The 17393-nt window shown below is 41.8% G+C and carries 16 protein-coding genes, 1 tRNA gene and 1 riboswitch; of the genes, 11 read left to right on the top strand and 6 right to left on the bottom strand.

Annotated features, from left to right (window positions below):
- The 6 genes from AC3LHT_RS01765 to yajC all read right to left on the bottom strand — a co-directional run.
- Window positions 1-1689, bottom strand: a 1689-nt coding sequence (locus AC3LHT_RS01765) for an NAD+ synthase (protein WP_488661780.1), incomplete at its 3' end; no start/stop codon positions are given.
- Window positions 1679-2512 (bottom strand): phospholipase D-like domain-containing protein, encoded by an 834-nt coding sequence (locus AC3LHT_RS01760; RefSeq protein WP_290644451.1) that lies wholly within the window; start codon window positions 2510-2512, stop codon window positions 1679-1681. The genes AC3LHT_RS01765 and AC3LHT_RS01760, both read right to left, overlap by 11 nt.
- 130 nt (window positions 2513-2642) lie before the next feature.
- Window positions 2643-2718, bottom strand: a tRNA-Ala gene (locus AC3LHT_RS01755).
- A gap of 54 nt (window positions 2719-2772) precedes the next feature.
- Complete coding sequence (gene secF / locus AC3LHT_RS01750; RefSeq protein WP_290644453.1) at window positions 2773-3675, bottom strand: protein translocase subunit SecF; 903 nt, start codon at window positions 3673-3675, stop codon at window positions 2773-2775.
- The gene (gene secD / locus AC3LHT_RS01745; protein WP_488661779.1) at window positions 3672-5177 is read right to left on the bottom strand and encodes a protein translocase subunit SecD; all 1506 of its coding nucleotides are present in this window, start codon (window positions 5175-5177) and stop codon (window positions 3672-3674) included. The genes secF and secD overlap by 4 nt, the downstream gene beginning before the upstream one ends.
- Window positions 5178-5235: 58 nt before the next feature.
- Entirely contained in the window at window positions 5236-5610 is a 375-nt protein-coding gene (gene yajC / locus AC3LHT_RS01740; protein WP_290644457.1) for a preprotein translocase subunit YajC, read from the bottom strand.
- Window positions 5611-5874: 264 nt separating this feature from the next.
- Between yajC and frr the strand changes: the two genes are divergently transcribed.
- The 11 genes from frr (at window position 5875) to AC3LHT_RS01685 (ending at window position 17373) form a co-directional block, all read left to right on the top strand.
- A complete protein-coding gene (gene frr / locus AC3LHT_RS01735) occupies window positions 5875-6432 on the top strand; it encodes a ribosome recycling factor (protein WP_290644459.1) in 558 nt (185 codons plus the stop codon).
- A gap of 1 nt (window position 6433) precedes the next feature.
- Complete coding sequence (gene uppS / locus AC3LHT_RS01730; protein ID WP_488661778.1) at window positions 6434-7135, top strand: undecaprenyl pyrophosphate synthase; 702 nt, start codon at window positions 6434-6436, stop codon at window positions 7133-7135.
- Entirely contained in the window at window positions 7125-7976 is an 852-nt protein-coding gene (locus AC3LHT_RS01725; RefSeq protein WP_488661777.1) for a phosphatidate cytidylyltransferase, read from the top strand. The genes uppS and AC3LHT_RS01725 overlap by 11 nt, the downstream gene beginning before the upstream one ends.
- A gap of 20 nt (window positions 7977-7996) precedes the next feature.
- Entirely contained in the window at window positions 7997-10612 is a 2616-nt protein-coding gene (alaS, locus tag AC3LHT_RS01720; protein WP_488661776.1) for an alanine--tRNA ligase, read from the top strand.
- On the top strand, window positions 10569-11015 hold the full coding sequence (locus AC3LHT_RS01715) for a Mini-ribonuclease 3 (RefSeq protein WP_488661775.1): 447 nt from the start codon (window positions 10569-10571) through the stop codon (window positions 11013-11015). Before alaS ends, AC3LHT_RS01715 begins: the two co-directional genes overlap by 44 nt.
- Window positions 10999-11736, top strand: coding sequence for a 23S rRNA (guanosine(2251)-2'-O)-methyltransferase RlmB (gene rlmB, locus AC3LHT_RS01710; RefSeq protein ID WP_488661774.1), 738 nt, complete (start codon window positions 10999-11001; stop codon window positions 11734-11736). Before AC3LHT_RS01715 ends, rlmB begins: the two co-directional genes overlap by 17 nt.
- 2 nt (window positions 11737-11738) lie before the next feature.
- Window positions 11739-13511, top strand: coding sequence for a DNA mismatch repair endonuclease MutL (mutL, locus tag AC3LHT_RS01705; RefSeq protein ID WP_488661773.1), 1773 nt, complete (start codon window positions 11739-11741; stop codon window positions 13509-13511).
- A 1-nt stretch (window position 13512) separates the two neighbouring features.
- Window positions 13513-13676, top strand: a riboswitch (cobalamin riboswitch).
- A gap of 52 nt (window positions 13677-13728) precedes the next feature.
- On the top strand, window positions 13729-14631 hold the full coding sequence (locus AC3LHT_RS01700) for an ABC transporter substrate-binding protein (RefSeq protein WP_290644471.1): 903 nt from the start codon (window positions 13729-13731) through the stop codon (window positions 14629-14631).
- Window positions 14621-15625: a FecCD family ABC transporter permease gene (locus AC3LHT_RS01695; RefSeq protein ID WP_488661772.1), complete on the top strand. Its 1005-nt coding sequence runs from the start codon at window positions 14621-14623 to the stop codon at window positions 15623-15625. Before AC3LHT_RS01700 ends, AC3LHT_RS01695 begins: the two co-directional genes overlap by 11 nt.
- The gene (locus AC3LHT_RS01690) at window positions 15618-16394 is read left to right on the top strand and encodes an ABC transporter ATP-binding protein (protein ID WP_290644476.1); all 777 of its coding nucleotides are present in this window, start codon (window positions 15618-15620) and stop codon (window positions 16392-16394) included. Before AC3LHT_RS01695 ends, AC3LHT_RS01690 begins: the two co-directional genes overlap by 8 nt.
- Before the next feature lie 118 nt (window positions 16395-16512).
- On the top strand, window positions 16513-17373 hold the full coding sequence (locus AC3LHT_RS01685; protein ID WP_488661771.1) for a type III PLP-dependent enzyme domain-containing protein: 861 nt from the start codon (window positions 16513-16515) through the stop codon (window positions 17371-17373).
- Window positions 17374-17393 lie beyond the last annotated feature (20 nt).

Below are 17393 nucleotides of genomic sequence, written 5' to 3'. Positions count from 1 at the left end.
CACTCTCCAATCTTTACCAAAAGCCCGCCGAGAGATCTTTATACCAGGGGCACCTTGCCGCCTTTTGTATTCATTTCTTTGAAGTAATTTCAGTACAAAACCAACGACTTCCTCACCGTATCCATGTTCAACGATTTCGGTCTGTGAAAGCCCTTCTTCGATGTAAAGTTTTAGAATACTGTCCAGAATTTCATAAGGTGGAAGTGTATCCTGATCGCGTTGATCAGGTTTTAACTCTGCTGAAGGAGCTTTGTCAAATACTCGCTTTGGAATTATCTCTCTTCCCTTAACCTCATTGAAATACTTGGCCAAAGCATAAACTTCCGTTTTATAAACGTCTTTTATTACAGCTATCCCACCTGCCATATCACCATAAAGAGTTGCGTATCCGGTGGCTATTTCGCTTTTGTTGCCCGTTGCTAGAATAAGCCATCCAAATTTATTTGAAAGCGCCATAAGATAATTTCCTCGAATCCTGGCCTGGATATTCTCTTCGGTAACATCTGTTTTTGTGTTTTTGAATACAGTTTCAAGTGCATTCAAATAAGAGTGATATACTTCTTTGATAGAAATTGTGAGTTTGTTTATAGCAAGATTTTTTGCCAGTAGAGTCGCATCTTCAACGCTTTCTTTCGAAGTGAATTCCGAGGGCATTAAAACACCTATGACATTATCACTGCCAAGCGCTTCTGAGGCTATACAGGCAACCAAAGAAGAATCCATACCTCCACTTAGACCCAGGGCAACTTTTTTGAAGCCATTCTTTCTAACGTAGTCCTTTAAGCCAAGTACTAAAGCCTTAAAAGCTTCTTCTTCCCAGCGGCTTTCGTCGGGCTTTGCTGGCGGTGTTTTTTTAATGCCCAACTTTCCTGAAATAGAGAGTTTTACGGTTTCAAGTTCAGATACTTTGGAATATCCCTTACGCTTTCCTTCATAGAGGTTATACCTTGTAGATACAAAAGGATCCACATCAACAACGAAAAGCTCTTCTTCAAAAGCACTTGCAATATGATGCTTTCCCTCAGGGGTAACAAGCATACTGCGCCCATCGAAAACTAGTTCATCCTGTCCACCAATTATATTACAATAGGCTATTATAGCCGAATATTCCATCGCCCTTGTCAAAAGCATATTCAGCCTTGAACGCCATTTATTAACACAAAAAGGAGAGGCTGAAAGGTTCACGATGAGATTCGCCCCAGCAATGCATTGATCGTTTATAGGACCAGTTGGAACCCATAGGTCTTCACAGATATTAACGCCTATTTTAAGACCAGCATGCTCTATTATCACAGGCTTGTTTCCAGGTGCAAAGTACCTCTTCTCATCAAAAACAGAATAATTTGGCAGGTGCATCTTGTGGTATTTGCCTGCTATTTTTCCATTTTTTAATATGGCTGCGGAGTTATAGATCTCACCATCATAATCTACAAAACCCAGAAGAACCAGCGTTTCCAGCCCCTTTGTTGCTACTGCTACTTTTTCGAGAGCTTTAAGATTTTCCCTTATAAAATCGAGCCTGAGCAAGAGATCTTCAGGGGGATAGCCAGTAATTGTCAGTTCTGGAAATACCAAAATATCTACGTCATTCTTTTTTGCCATATCAATGTATGTGAGTACTTTTTCTACGTTGCCGTTGATATCACCGACTGTAATATCAATTTGCGCAAGACCCAATCTAATTACCATGTTTACTAACCTCCCAGAGATGACTGAAATGTCTCATGAATCTCATTGCTATATTCTTCGACTCAATTATAACAACCAATTCTCTATTTTTACTCCAAGCGCTTTTTGTGAGATTGGCCGATCCCGTTATGACGAGCTCATCATCTATTATCAGGGTCTTATCATGAAGAAGCCATTTCTCCTTGTTCCAGCGAAGCTCTATCCCGGAGGAAAAATATGTATGCAGTGGCGAACACGATATGTTCCAATCATCAACAATTCCCATAACTTCGACCCCCTTACTGGCCATATACTTGAAAGCTGTCAAAAAGCGCGGGTCAGTAAACGCATAGAACATAAAATATATGCTCTTTTCGGCAGATAGTATCCTGGTCAAAAGAATCTCGTCGACATTTTCTTGTGGAGTGAGATAGAAAAAAGTTTTACCTTCACTAAATCCCGGGGTTTTCATTCCTTTCTCTATAGCTTCATAGAATTTTGTCAATCCGAGTGCAATTTCCTCAGAGTCAAAATACAGAAGTGTATTTGAGTCTTCACAAAGACCGCTATGAGTAAAATTCCCGGTAGAAACAATCGATTTGTGCCCATCAACAATCATAAATTTCGCATGTATCAAAGCCTTGGAACTGTCACACTTCAAATTGAAAAGGGGTTTTAACGATAAGCCACGAAAAATCGATGAATCATCGACAATTCCCTTAACGTGGACTCCTTTAGCGACAAGCTCATTGAGTTTGTCTATTATCAGTGGTTCATCCAGAGAATAGGCAACAAACAACACTGTGCTTTCCGCAGAATCTAAGAAATGAACAACTGTTTTCACCAGTGAAAGCCCATCCGAGGAGTAATACTCAATTGTAGCTAAACCAAGCGATACAGTCAAAATTACCAAAATAACAGCAAATGTTGTTCGCATGGAATACATAAAAAGGGGGAACCTTTCGGTTCCCCTTTGGTGGAGTCGAAGGGATTCGAACCCTCGGCCTTCACAATGCCATTGTGACGCGCTCCCAGCTGCGCTACGACCCCACTCCGGAACAATTATACGATACTAACTAAAAGTTTTCAAGTACCTTTGCGAATTTATCGCTTCTTTCTCTCGAGCCATCCGATAACCACCGGGGCGGCAATATACAGTGATGAATAGGTTCCGACTACAACGCCGACTAAAATACCGAAGGCAAAAGGCCTAAGAACTTCCCCGGAAAAGATGAACAGTGTCAATACAGCTAAAAATGTCGTCAAAGAGGTATTCAAAGATCTTACTATAACATCATTAATACTCTTGTTGACAATTTCGGCTATGGTCTTGCTGCCCATTTTTCTCATGTTTTCTCTGACCCTATCATAGACAACGATAGTATCATTCAAAGAATAGCCGAGTAATGTAAGCAAAGCTGCTATTACCGGTGCGTTTATCTCCATGCCAAAAAGACTGTAAAAGCCAAGTGTGATGAGCAAGTCATGCACTAGAGCAACAATTGCCCCAACACCGAAGGAGAACTGGAACCTTATCGTTATATATAACAATATAAGCGCAACGGCAATTATTACAGCTGTCCAGGCATAGCCTTTTATTTCCTGAGCAGCGAAGCCTGAGATTCTATTGACAGAAAGCATATCAGAAGAAGTAACGCCTTTGTCCGCCAATGCTTTGAGTATGGTATTCGCAAGTTCTGTATCGCTTTCAACATTAACGACTATTGAAAAGCGTGCTTTTTCTTGCCCGCTTTCCGCCGAAAGGGGTTTCTGCTTTATAATTCTTGCCGAGCCAAAAATGGGATCCTCAGCGGAGAGTTCCGTTCTCATGTCTGCCACACTGAAATTTAGGTCCGGAACGAGTACACTGACTTCTGTACCTCCAGTGAAGTCGATTCCGAGGTTAAACCCCTTTACAAAGAAGAGTACGATCGAAATGAGGATAAGCAAAACAGATAAAAATACAAAAGCACGTCGTTTACCTACAAAATCTACGTTAAACCTCATCTTGCCTCGCCTCCTCCGGTGCGGGTCTCTTTAACATATCTTGCGGGTTTTATACTTCCAGACATCCCGGTGAGCATGGTTCTTGAGACCACCAAATTGGTAAACATGGCGCCTATTACACCAAGTATCAACGTTATGGCAAAACCTTTAACCGTACCCGTACCAAAGTAAAGAAGGACGAGACCGGCAATTATCGTCGTGAGGTTGGCATCGAATATGGTCCAGAAAACTTTTCTGAAAGCACTGTCAATAGCATTTTCAGGTGTCTTCCCAAGCCTGAGCTCTTCCTTTATCCTCTCGTATATGAGCACGTTGCCGTCAACAGTGGTTCCTATGGTGAGGATTATACCTGCGATACCAGGCAGGGTTAAAATTGAACCAGTAGCTGAAAGCAATCCAAAAAGCAAAAGACTGTTGTAAACCAAAGCGATATCAGCAACAAGCCCCATGATCCCATAGAAGATCACCATATAGATCATGACTACGATAAGACCGGCGATACCGGCCCAAAGAGCAGCCATGATAATGTCTCTACCTAATGTGGGTGAAAGTATCTGTTTATTGAAAGATGCCAATTCAACTGGCAGATTACCACTGCCTACGAGTATGGCAACTTCCTTTGCTTCATCGATCGTCTGAAGACCAGTTATGACTGCACTACCCCCAGAAATTGGTTCGTCAACACCGGGAGCGATAATTACCCTGTCGTCAAGAACTATTGCCAGTCTGTTTTTAACATCACCAGAAGTGTAACTGGCCTTTTCGGCTGTTATTTTGTAGAAAGCATTCGCACCCTCACTGTTAAATTTAAGTGTTACCATGAATTTTCCCTGTCCCGGTCTCGGCTTTGGATTCACGCCAGGCTGGGCATCAGTGACAGAGCTACCGTTAAGCTCCATAAACTGGGTTCCTACCAGCACTTTGGGACTGATAAGAAACCACGTCTGATTTCTGACACCGTTTTCAAGTTTTCCAAAATGAATATCCCGAAGCCAGTAGGGTTCTGCTCCTTGAAGTTTCCTTTTGCTGACTTCAAAAAGAAGGTCTGAAGGGATCTGCGGTGTAGCTTCTCCAGTTTCAATATCTAAAACATCCGCAAAATAGAGTTTACCAGTACTACCTATCAAACGTTCAGCTTTTTCTATGTCCGTAATTCCGGGAATTTCGACTCTTACCCTTACCGGAGGTATATCCTGGCCATACTCAATTTTTGCAGTTACTTTCTCAACTGTCGCTTCAGTGAAACCGGCAGCATCAAGCCTTCGTCTTAGCACTTCGACGACTCTATCCGCAAGAGAATTGAGCTCCTCTTTTGGGGCTTGGGTTACCATTTGGTATTCAAGCAACGCACCACCCTTGATATCAAGACCCAATCTTATGTTTGCCGCGATTTTAGATAGGAAAGTACCACCTTCTGCTCCTCCATGTGGAATGAGAAGAGGCAACAAAGCGAGAATTAGAACGATAACGCTAATTATAAGCCTTTTCTGGTTTGCTCTCATGACTTATGCCCGCAAGTAACGGACAGAGCACCCCCTTTCAAGATTTATTGTTAGAACACTATTTTTTCTCTACATTAACCTCATTGGGGTTTTCACCTTTTCCAATGATAGCTGTTATGGAACGGCGTGTAACATCGATTTCCGATCCGTTGCCAGTTTTTACCCTTACGGTATTGTCCTTAATTGTAACGACTTTGCCCAGAATTCCACCAGCGGTGACAATCCTGTCGCCGACTTTCAACTGCGACATCATCTGTTTAAATTGTTTTTCCCTTCTTCTCTGGGGCATAATAATCATAAAGTAAAAGAGTGCTACCATTATTATAAGCCAGACAAATATTCCCGAAAGCCCACCTACACCAGAAGTGGGAGCTGCGGGAGCTGGTTCCGATGTTACCGGAGCATAGGTTACAAATCCTAAAAACGGAAACATGTTTATACCTCCTGTCAAATTAAAGCTCGATAAAGATTTTACCAGATCGTCTATTTCAATTCAACCAACGAATTGATCTTCTGTAAAAGAAGCTGAAATGATCGCTACCATATCTGATCCTTCATCGGTTAAAACCCAGAGTTTGCTATGATATAATTTGCACTAGAATGTGCAACAAAAAAGCCTGAGAGAACAGATAAAAAAGAATGCTAATATATTAATGAACTCAAAGAACCCAAGATTAGGTACAAAGGAGGATTAAAAATGAAAAACACCATGCTAAAAGAAGCCGAAAGCAAAATGGAAAAAAGTGTTGAGAAAATAGCAGAAGAATTCAGCCATATGAGAACAGGCAGGCCTTCTCCCTCGCTGCTTGAAGAAATAAAAGTTGACTACTACGGTGTTCCTACACCTGTAAATCAACTTGCGACGATAAACGTCTCTGAAGACCGCTCTTTAATCATCAAACCCTGGGAAAAAAACATGCTTCCAATCATTGAAAAGGCTATACTCGCTTCCAATCTTGGCCTTACGCCCCTCAACGACGGGAACGTAATCAGGTTGAATTTCCCCGTCCCTACCACCGAACAGCGAGAAAAGTGGGTAAAGCTGGCAAAAGAAATCACCGAAAAAGGGAAAGTTGCCATCAGGAATATCCGGCGCGATTTCATCAAAGAAGCAAAAGAACTCCAAAAAGATGGAGACATGACCGAGGACGATTTGAAACGTTTTGAAGAGGAAATACAAAAACTCACCAACAAATATGTTGAAGAGATGGATAATCAGCTTGAGAAGAAAAAGAAAGAGATAATGGAGTTCTGAAATGAGCATCAAGCTTCCAGAACATCTGGCCATAATCATGGACGGAAACGGCCGATGGGCACAGCAACGTGGCTTAAACCGCGTTGAAGGTCATAAAGCTGGTGCCAAAATCGCTGAAAATGTTACCAGATGGTGTGCTAATTTGGGGCTAAAATATCTGACTCTTTATGCTTTTTCCACGGAAAATTGGAAACGCCCGAAGGAAGAAGTCAGGTTTCTTTTTCAGTTAATGGTTGATTATCTAAAAGATAGACTAAACCTGCTTCTGGAAGAATCTATCAGGATCAGATTTATGGGTAGAGTTAACGAATTGGTTGAAGAAACAAGGAATTTTTGTAAATTCATGGAAGATGAAACTGCAGAGTGTAACAGGCTAAATCTGATAATAGCATTGAATTATGGTGGAAGAGCTGAAATAGTCGATGCCGTTAAAAAAATATTAAATGACAAACTAGAGCACATAGATGATGCAATAATCCGAAGATATTTGTACTTGCCTGATTTGCCAGACCCGGATCTCATAGTCAGAACCTCTGGCGAAAAGAGACTGAGCAATTTTCTCTTGTGGCAAAGTTCTTATAGTGAGCTTTATTTTACTGATACTCTTTGGCCTGACTTTTCAAAAGATGAACTTACAAAGGCTCTTGAAGAATATTCGAAAAGAAAACGTAGATATGGGGCTGTGATAGACAATGAAGAATAAAGAAGTTGGTATAAGGCTGGTTACCGCTTTTTTGGTAGCCCCTTTTGTAGTTCTGTGCTTTGTCAATTATTATTCGCTCATAGGATTGGTTGCAACGGTTACTATGTTCGCAAGCTTTGAATATGTGAATTTCAGTCTCAGAGAATTCAAGCACACGGTCTTACGGCTGGCATATGTTGGCATTACGACTTTAAATACCGTGCTTTATGGGTTGTTACTGGATAAACTCAACCTTTTTGGTGATACAAAGCGGCGACCCGAGCTTCTTTTTAGTTTGTCATTTATTACTATAGTTACATTGACCATTCTAACCATAAACGATACAAGGAAGGCCAAGTTATTTGCCGTGAATGGCACTTTACCTCTGATTTATGTTTCATTGTGCCTTTCTTTCTTCTTCCCGCTGTACATACATTTTGGACCCTTTATAGCGCTGTTGAATCTTCTTTCTGTGTGGGTTTTCGATGCGGGAGCGTATTTTACTGGCATCAGGTTCGGTAAAATCAGGATATCACCTTCATATAGTCCCAAGAAGAGTCTTGAAGGAGCTATTGGTGGATACCTTTTCACCGTTTTTTTCATCTGGTTGTATGGATTAACTGTGAATCTACTTAATCCGAGCTTCAATTTAATCGGTGTTGGTGAGATACTCCTTCTTCCCATGGCAGTAGCCGTTTTTGGAACTGTGGGCGATATTGCAGAGTCAGCCTTCAAAAGGTTTCACAATGTAAAAGATTCTGGCAATATTTTACCCGGCCACGGCGGGATGCTGGATCGAATAGATGGTTTGCTTTTTGTTACGCCGATATTTTACATACTTATGATTTTATTGAACAGTTGAACATCTGAGGAGGGCTTACGGTGAAATTCATGACTTCAGAAGAGATAAGGCAGAGTTTTCTAGACTTTTTCAAATCAAAAGGCCACACTATCCTGTCAAGTGCATCGCTAATTCCCAATGATCCACAGCTCATGTTCACCGTTGCTGGAATGGTGCCTTTTAAACCGATATTTTGGGGAAAAATCGAACCGACATATCCCAGAATTGCAACCTGTCAAAAATGTATAAGAACGGTGGATATAGACAACGTTGGCAAAACCCCAAGACATCAAACCTTTTTTGAAATGCTCGGCAACTTCTCTTTTGGAGATTATTTCAAGAAAGAAGCCATAATCTGGGCATGGGAATACGTAACCGAGGTACTGAAGATTCCCGAGGAAAAACTATGGGTTTCAGTGTATAAAGAAGATGACGAGGCTTATGAAATCTGGAAGAACGAAATAGGAGTTCCTGAAGGTAAAATTGTAAGACTCGGCAAAGAAGATAATTGGTGGGGACCAGCAGGACCAACAGGACCATGTGGACCTGATACAGAAATTTTCATTGATACCGGACGTACAGAAAATTGCCCGAATATTGATAATTGTAGCCCTGCTTGTGATTGTGGGAGATTTCTGGAATTTTGGAATCTTGTTTTCACAGAATATAATCAGGATGACAGAGGAAACTTAACTCCTCTACAACGGAAAAACATAGACACAGGTTTGGGATTGGAAAGGCTCACAGCGATAATGCAAGGGGTTGAAACCACATTTGACACAGACTTATTCCAGCCTGTTATCGAAAAAATTGAAAGTATTTTTTCAGTGAAATACAAAAGCAATCCGGAACAAGATATATCGATACGTGTTATAGCCGATCACGCACGCGCGATAGCTTTCATGATCGCAGATGGCATATTGCCCTCAAATGAAGGAAGGGGGTACGTGCTGAGAAGACTCCTGAGACGCGCCGACAGGCATGCTTCCTTGCTGGGCAACAAACGGCCTTTCCTTCATAAACTCATCGATCCGCTGATAAAAAAAATGGGATCTATTTACCCTGAACTCAAAGCCAAAAAGGAACTCATTGAACAAATTACCATCAAAGAAGAAGAGAGGTTCCTGGATAATCTTGAACGAGGTACCAAGCGCCTGTGGCAGATGATAGACGCAAAAGGAAAGTTAAATGGGAAGGATCTTTTCATGTTGCACGACACTTACGGGTTTCACGTGGAGTTAGTGGAAGAAATATTGAATGGCAGCGATATACATCTTGACAAAGAAGGATTTTTGAAGCTGATGCAAGAGCAAAAAGAACGTGCAAGAGCCGCTACCGGGAACAAAGAATATGATGATGTCTCAACTCTGATAAAAACATTGCACGAGGAGTTGGGAGGAACTGAGTTTCTTGGATATGAAATGCTGGAAACCCGGTCCGAAATAAAAACAATCATAAAGAAAGGCGTTCAGGTTCACCAGCTATCCAAAGGTGAAGAGGGTGAAGTGATATTCGACAAAACAGTTTTCTACGCTGAAAAGGGCGGTCAGGTTTCTGATACAGGTATATTGGAAACACCATCCGGGGTTGCCGAAGTGCTTCATGTTTATATTCCCCATCAAGATATAGTCCTTCATAAAATCAAAGTTATCGATGGATTATTAAACAAAGGTGAACTTGCTCTACTAAAGGTGGATATCGAAAAACGAAAGGCAACTGCGAGAAACCATACAGCCACCCATCTTCTGCATGCCGCGTTGAGAAAAATATTGGGAGAGCATGTTAAACAATCAGGTTCTCTTGTGGGACCTGAACGCTTGAGATTCGATTTTTCCCATTTTTCCCAGTTAAAACCCGAAGAAATAATGGCAATCGAAGAGACAGTCAATGAAATTGTTCTTTCTGCCCTTCCGGTAACAGTGGAGGAAAAAGATCTTGAAGAAGCAAAGTCCGAAGATGTTATCGCTCTTTTCGAAGAGAAATATGGCGATAAAGTTAGAGTGGTAAGCATCTCTGATTTCAGCAGGGAATTATGTGCCGGGACTCATGTTGAAAATACCGGAGAAATAGGGCTTTTCAAGATCATTTCAGAATCTTCGGTTTCTGCGGGTGTACGCAGGATTGAAGCCATAACAGGCAAAGAGAGCTTGAAATATCTCAGGAAACTTACAGCATTGGCCAGTGATCTCAAAGATGTTTTACAGGTACAGGAAGAGCAGATACTCGAAAAAACTCTTTCTCTCCTTCAGGAGCTTAAGGGAAAAGATAAAGAAATAAAGAAATTGAAAGAAAAGTTGCTCTCCGGCAAAACAAGTGCTAATGACCATGAATTCAGTATAGACGATGTGAAATTCCTTGTGAGAATTGTAGAGGACGCTCCTGCGGAACTTGTTAGAAATACTGCAGATGTGTTAATGCAAAGGCTCGGTCAGGGAGTTGTCATTATTTTCAACAAGCAAGGAGATAAAGTGATCTTTGTTGTTAAGGTATCACAGGAACTAACAAAGCATTTTAACGCCGGCCATATCGCGAAAAACATAGCAAAGGCCCTTGGAGGTGGAGGCGGTGGCCGCCCAGATTTTGCTCAGGCTGGCGGAAAAGAGGTAAACAACATTGAAAAAGTGGTCAATTCCCTTGAAAAATATGTACGAGCTTGAAGCTCTGTCAAGGCTGTTGACAGCAGACAAAGATGTCAATTCACTATCTGTTGATACCCTTTCGTACATCGGTGACGCAGTATATGAGCTTTTTTTTAGGCTCAAGACATTAAGTGAAGCCAAACGGCGAACTGGATATCAGCACGAACTTTTAGTAAAACTGGTAAATGCAAGCGGTCAGAGCCAAGCCCTTGTTGAAATAGAAGAATTACTAACTGAAGAAGACAAAAAGGTAGTCAACAGAGGTTTCAATTCCAGGGGTGCTAAAAGACGTGGCAATGACATCGAATACCGTAGGGCCACTGCCCTTGAAGCTCTTGTCGGTTACCTTTACATCAAAGGGGATTTTGTACACTTAGAGGAAATCCTGTCTAAGGTGGTTGCAGATGTACTTGCACGGTAGGAATGTCTTAAAAGAGATACTCAAGTTACCTGTGGGTGATTTGAAGATAAAGCGCGTTTTGTTTTCCGATCAGAAAAACACCGCACATGAACTGGAATTGCTAAAAAAGCGTTGTAAAAAAAAGGGCTATAGGGTGGAGTATGTCACACCTGAAAAGCTTTACAATCTCAGCCGTGAAAAAAAGCACCAGGGGGTTGTTATAGATTTAAAGGAATTTCCTTACACCGATTTTGAAAAATTGGTCGAGTCGGCAAAGCAGAAACCTTCTTTCACCATTGCCCTTCTTGATATGGTGCAAGATCCTCACAATCTTGGCGCGATTATTCGAACCGCCGTTGCAGCGGGTATAAAAGGGTTAGTTATTACTGAAAAGTCTTCTACAAAAGTCACGCCAGCGGTGGTGAAAGTTTCCACAGGATTGGCGTTTAGAATGCCGATATCCATAGTAACTAACTTGGTCAGAGCAATCGAGCACTTAAAAAAGACTGACTTTTGGATCTATGCGGCTTCAATGGAAGGAATCCCGTATTACCAAACGAATTTTTCAAAGAAATCAGCCATCATTCTTGGAAATGAAGGCGAGGGTATAAGAAAGCTAGTCAAGAGAAATGCCGATTACATTGTTTCCATACCCATGGAACACGGGGTGGATTCTTTAAACGTTTCAGCCAGTGCTGCTGTTCTCTTTTTTGAATTAAGAAAGCAACTGGGTGGTGAATGACTATGAGGGTTAAAGAGCTTCCAAAAGACGTTGTCTTAAGAATTGCCGCTGGTGAAGTGGTCACTGGTTGTTTTTCAGTGGTCAAAGAACTGGTTGAAAACTCAATAGATGCTCATGCCAAAAGAATTGAAATAGAAATTGAAGCAGGCGGTAAAGAGTTCATTAGAGTAGCTGATACTGGTGAAGGTATGTCACCTTTGGACCTAAAAGAGGCCATCAAGCCCCACACTACAAGTAAAATCAGTTCCATAGAAGATCTTCATAGGTTGGTCAGTTATGGTTTTAGAGGCGAGGCTCTATCCACAATAGCGAGCGTTTCAAGAATGGTAATAACTTCAAAACAGCATAGTGATGAAGCTGGATTGAAGTTAAAGCTTACGGGAGGACAACTTGTTTCTGAAGAGCCTTACTCGGGAAATGCTGGAACGGTTGTGGAAGTATTTGACTTACTTTTCAACACACCTGCAAGAAGAAAATTCCTTAAATCGGTAGCAGTGGAAGGAAGAATGGTTACAGAAATTGTTCAAAGATTCATACTCTCAAATCCGGGGATTTCTTTTTCCTATATTAAAGATGGGAAGACTGTGTATAACGTATCCGAAACCCAGTCGCTGAAAGACAGAATTCGACTGGTTTTCCCGGAGCTCAATGTTGATGACCTGATAGAAATCTCTTACTCTGATAACAGTTCAGGCATTGCTATCAGCGGATTTGTAACTATGCCAGAAAAGACTCGCCTGAACCGTTTTGGTGAAATGATCTTTGTGAATAACCGCTATGTGAAGCAATTTGAACTCAATTATGCTCTTGAAAGAGGTTATGGTGAAACGCTCGAGAAGGGAAGGTTTCCCTTTGCGGTGGTGTTCATCACCATCGAACCGGGATCCGTTGACGTAAATATTCATCCCCAAAAACTCGAGGTGAAGTTTTCACAGACTTCCCGGATACTCGAAGCTGTCAAGAGAGCGGTGCGAAGTGCCATCCACGAACGAGGTACTTTCAAAATCAAACCAATCTCCGAACCTTCTTATGCTGAGACAGAAAGATATAAAAAACAAGCAGACCATCGAGAAAAAACAGCTGAAAAAACCTTTAAATACAAGCCTTTAGCCACATCTCATGGAACTTCCAGAAAGAACAATCCCAATTATTCATTTCCTATGGAGATAGAAAGGCAACATTTTAGAACATTTCAGACTGAAAAACCTGAAAAGATCGGTGAACCAAAGTTTATTGGTGTTTTTGGTGAAAGGTATATTCTTGTGGAAAACCCTGAAGGGTTGCTGGTTATCGATCAACACGCTGCCCATGAGAGATTGCTTTTCGAAAAACTGAAGCGTAACAAAAAAATCAAAGCCCAACAACTTCTCAATCCAGTAGAATTGGCACTCGATGAACTTAGATACAGATTGCTCAGTGACAACAGTGAGAAACTAATCAACTTAGGCTTCCACTGGAAGTCAAAGAATGATAGAATAATTCTTGAAGCAATCCCCTCTCTGGTACCCCAGAGCGAGGCGAAAAAGGTCTTTATGGACATATTGGATGAACTCAGGTTGACAAAGCTGGAAGAACCTGAAAGATTGTTTGACAACCTTTTGGCATCCATTGCATGCAAAGCAGCTATAAAAACCGGGGATAGGCTAACAATAGAGGAAGCAAGAAAGTTAGTCGATGATCTCAAATCGGAAAATCTCATTGCCTGTCCCCATGGTAGGCCAATATCAATGCTGATCTCACTTAGAGATCTTGATGGCTATTTTTCCAGAAGGTGATTACCCGATCACAACATCAGGTTAAGGGAAACCGGTGAAAATCCGGTACGGTCCCGCCACTGTGAGTGGGGACGAAATCCGCACAATGCCACTGGTTCTGCCGGGAAGGCGCGGAAAGTAGGACGATCCACAAGTCAGGAGACCTGCCTGATGTTTAGATAGCACCATTCCCCCGGGTCAGGGGAATGGTGGAATTTCGTTTCTTGGAGGTGTGGTTATGAGAAAACTTCTTTTCCTGGCTTTTTTAATGATAGGTGTTGCTTTATCTGCCATGAGCATAATCGACGATCTTGGCAGGTATATCGAGATTGAAAAGCAACCTGAAAGGGTAATTGTCGCAGCCCCCGCGGTCACGGGTTTCCTTGTTTATCTTGGACTGGAAGGCAAAATTGTAGGAGTTACTAATTGGGACAGTTTTGCTTCTTCCCATGAGGTCGAAAAAATTGGTAATTTGATTCCTCTGAACATTGAGAAAATCCTTTCTCTAAACCCGGACATAGTATTCCTTACCGGCGGGTTTCAAGAGCCTGAAATTCCAAAACTTGAACAGTTTGGTATCAAAGCGGTGGTGATCAATCCCAACACTTTTGAAGAGGTATTTCGCGACATTTCCTTGATCGCTGCGATCTTTGGAGAAGAAAAAAGAGGTGGCAAACTCGCCTATGAATTCAGGAACAAAGTGCTCGATATCGCCAAAAAAACCTTTAGCATACCTCAAGACAAGAAGCCCAAGGTTTTTTATGCTATGGTAACCAGTGATATAAAAGAAATCTGGACCTGTGGAACGGGTTCATTTCTCAATCAAGCTATCTCCTATGCAGGTGGCGTCAACGTAGCAGCCCCCTACACGGGCAACAATGGCTGGTTTCCCGTAAGTCCTGAATTCGTGCTCAAAACTCAACCTGAGATCATCCTTGTACCATACTATTATCCGGGAGGAGATACCGAGGCTGTAAACAAAATTATGAATTACGCCCCCTTTAAAGGCCTTCCAGCTGTTAAAGAGGGCAAGGTGTATGCTATTGACGGAAATTTATTTGCCTATGCAAATCCCGATCTTATCAAAATAATCGAGAAGCTGTACAATTTATTCTATGGAGCAGAAAAAGATGGCCGCTAAGTTCAACAAGATTCTGATTTTTCTGAGCATCCTCTTCGGGACATTTTATCTCTTGCTTTTACTTTCGTCATATGGAACGGTTAGATTCGACATCATGGAGATAGTCAACATAATAAAAGGTGATGTAACTGGCGTGCGTGCCACTCTGTACAATCAGCTAAGGCTTCCAAGAGTCTTGGTTGCCTTTCTCATAGGAGCGGTATTGGCTATTGCCGGTGATAGTCTTCAACTTACGCTGAAAAATCCCCTGGCAGATCCTTATATCGTTGGGATTTCGGCGGGCGCTTCATTTGGCGCAGTGCTATCTCTGGTGATAAAAGAATATTTTGGATTAAGCATCAACATGGACTTTCTCGCCTTTGTGTTTGCCTTGATCTCTGCTTTTACCGCTTATTTCATATCTCGAAAAGGCGGAAGGATATCGGTGACCTCGCTCATATTGAGCGGGGTCATCATTTCATTCCTTTTCAACGCCGCTGTGACATTTCTCGTTGTTTTTACCTGGCGAAACATAATAAGTCTTCACTTCTGGTCCCTCGGCTCAATGTCTGGAGTCAGCTGGAGTGACTTTTACAAAATGCTCATAGCCCTTTCCATAGAAAGCGTGATATACTTGCTTTTCAGACGTAAGATGCTCATTCTCGCGGCAGGTGAGGAACATGCCGTTACTGTTGGTGTTTATCCCGAAAGGGTAAAAACCATTGTGTTCTTCAACGTGGCTTTTGTATCTGCGCTATGCGTTTCAACGGCCGGTTTGATAGGATTTGTAGGGCTGATAATTCCCCACATAACCAGATTGCTCTTTGGCACAGATAGCAAATTGAACTTGATTTCCACTCTTTTAATAGGCGGTATTTTTTTAACTGCCTGTGACACCCTCTCAAGAACTCTTTTCCAGCCTACTGAACTTCCCATAGGTGCTGTAACTGCTCTTGTCGGAGCACCATTTTTCATATATCTTTTGAAAAGGAAGGCCGGGATATCAAATGGTTGAAGCGCTCAAAATAAAGGACTTGAAGTACAGTTACGGCGAAATCAATGCGCTCAATGGAGTGAACCTCTCGTTATATGAAGGAGAGATCCTGAGCGTGCTTGGCCCCAACGGTAGCGGAAAGACCACCCTGCTAAAGGTGATCAGCGGCATATTGCACAACTACAAAGGTAGTGCAAGGTTATATGGCAGAGAAATATCAGGTTATTCCATTAAAGAGCTGGCAAAGTTGGTTTCCTATATTCCACAGGAGTTTTCACCAGCCTTTGATTTGAAATGCGAAACCATTGTGTTCTTTGGGAGAAATCCTCACATCGCAAACTTTAAGGGATTTGGGATAGAAGATTACAGGATAGTCAGGGAATCCATGGATAAAGCTGATATACTGGATTTTAAAGACAGGCTCTTCAGAACTCTCAGCGGCGGTGAACGACAACGCGTTATAATAGCAAAGGCAATTGCTCAAAAAGGGAAGCTGATGCTTCTCGATGAATTTACTTCTCACCTTGATCCCGGTCATTCTCAAAAGCTCATGGAACTCGTGAAAACCATGATAAAAGAGGAAGGTATTACCGCCATCAACATCGCTCATGACGTAAATCAGGCTGTAAATATTTCAGATCGCCTGGCTTTCTTGAAGGACGGGCGTATCCTTGCCATCGGTAATGCGGAAGAGGTATTAAGCGAGTCTTTAATAGAAGAAGTGTATGAAGCCAGGTCTTCGATCATTGAAAATCCACTTACGAAAAAACCATTGGTCGTATTCTATTGATTCTATTGACAGCGTAATACACACTTAATCTAATTGCACGGCAAATGAAAGCCCCCATTCTAAATTTCTTAATTCTATAAATGTTAGAATTACTCGACTTTTTTAGGGAGGGCTGCTTATGCAGGTTACACCTTTGGTCAGAACTTTGGCGAGAAATCTCGAAACCCCCTTTCTTTTAATGGATCTATCATATGTAAAAAACAACTATTTCGACATCATGAACCATATCAACAATGTTCGGATATTCTATGCTGTTAAGGCAAATTCACATTCACGTATAATTTCTCTGCTAAATGATCTGGGAAGTAGTTTCGATGTGGCATCTCGAGGTGAGATCGACAGGCTTCTTTCGCTTGGAGTTACAGCCGATAGATTGAGTTTTGGAAACACCATAAAAAAGATAGAAGATATAAAATACGCATACGCAGTAGGTGTCAAATATTTTGCTGCGGATTCCGAAATGGAAATCGAAAAAATAGCTGCCCACGCCCCAGGTAGCAAAGTTTACGGAAGAATAATGACCACCGGCAGTGATAGCGACTGGCCCCTTTCAAAGAAATTCGGGACCGATGTGGAGCATGTGATTTCTATTCTCCGCTATGCTGACAATCTTGGGTTAGATGCCTATGGTGTTAGCTTTCATGTGGGTTCCCAGAATTACAATGTAGCTAGCTGGGAAAGTGCCATTAAAGAAGCGGCAGAGGTATTCAAAAGACTGAGGGCTGAGGGAATTAATGTGCGGATGATCAACCTGGGCGGTGGTATGCCAGTAAAACACCTAAAAGATATTCCCTCAGTGAAAGAAATTGGAGAGGTTATCAACAGAACTATAGAAAAAGAACTCTCTTTTGTGCACAATCTTGAAATATTTATAGAACCCGGCAGGTCAATGGTGGGGCCGACCACTGGCGATGATGGGGGTAAGGTTCTCTTTTCTTCTGGCATTAACAACTATGGCAGGGATTTTCCTGCAGCGTAAAAAACTTAAGTTAGGTGAGA

It is taken from the genome of Kosmotoga sp. (genome assembly GCF_982836095.1).
This window is presented reverse-complemented; position numbering and strand designations above follow the sequence as displayed.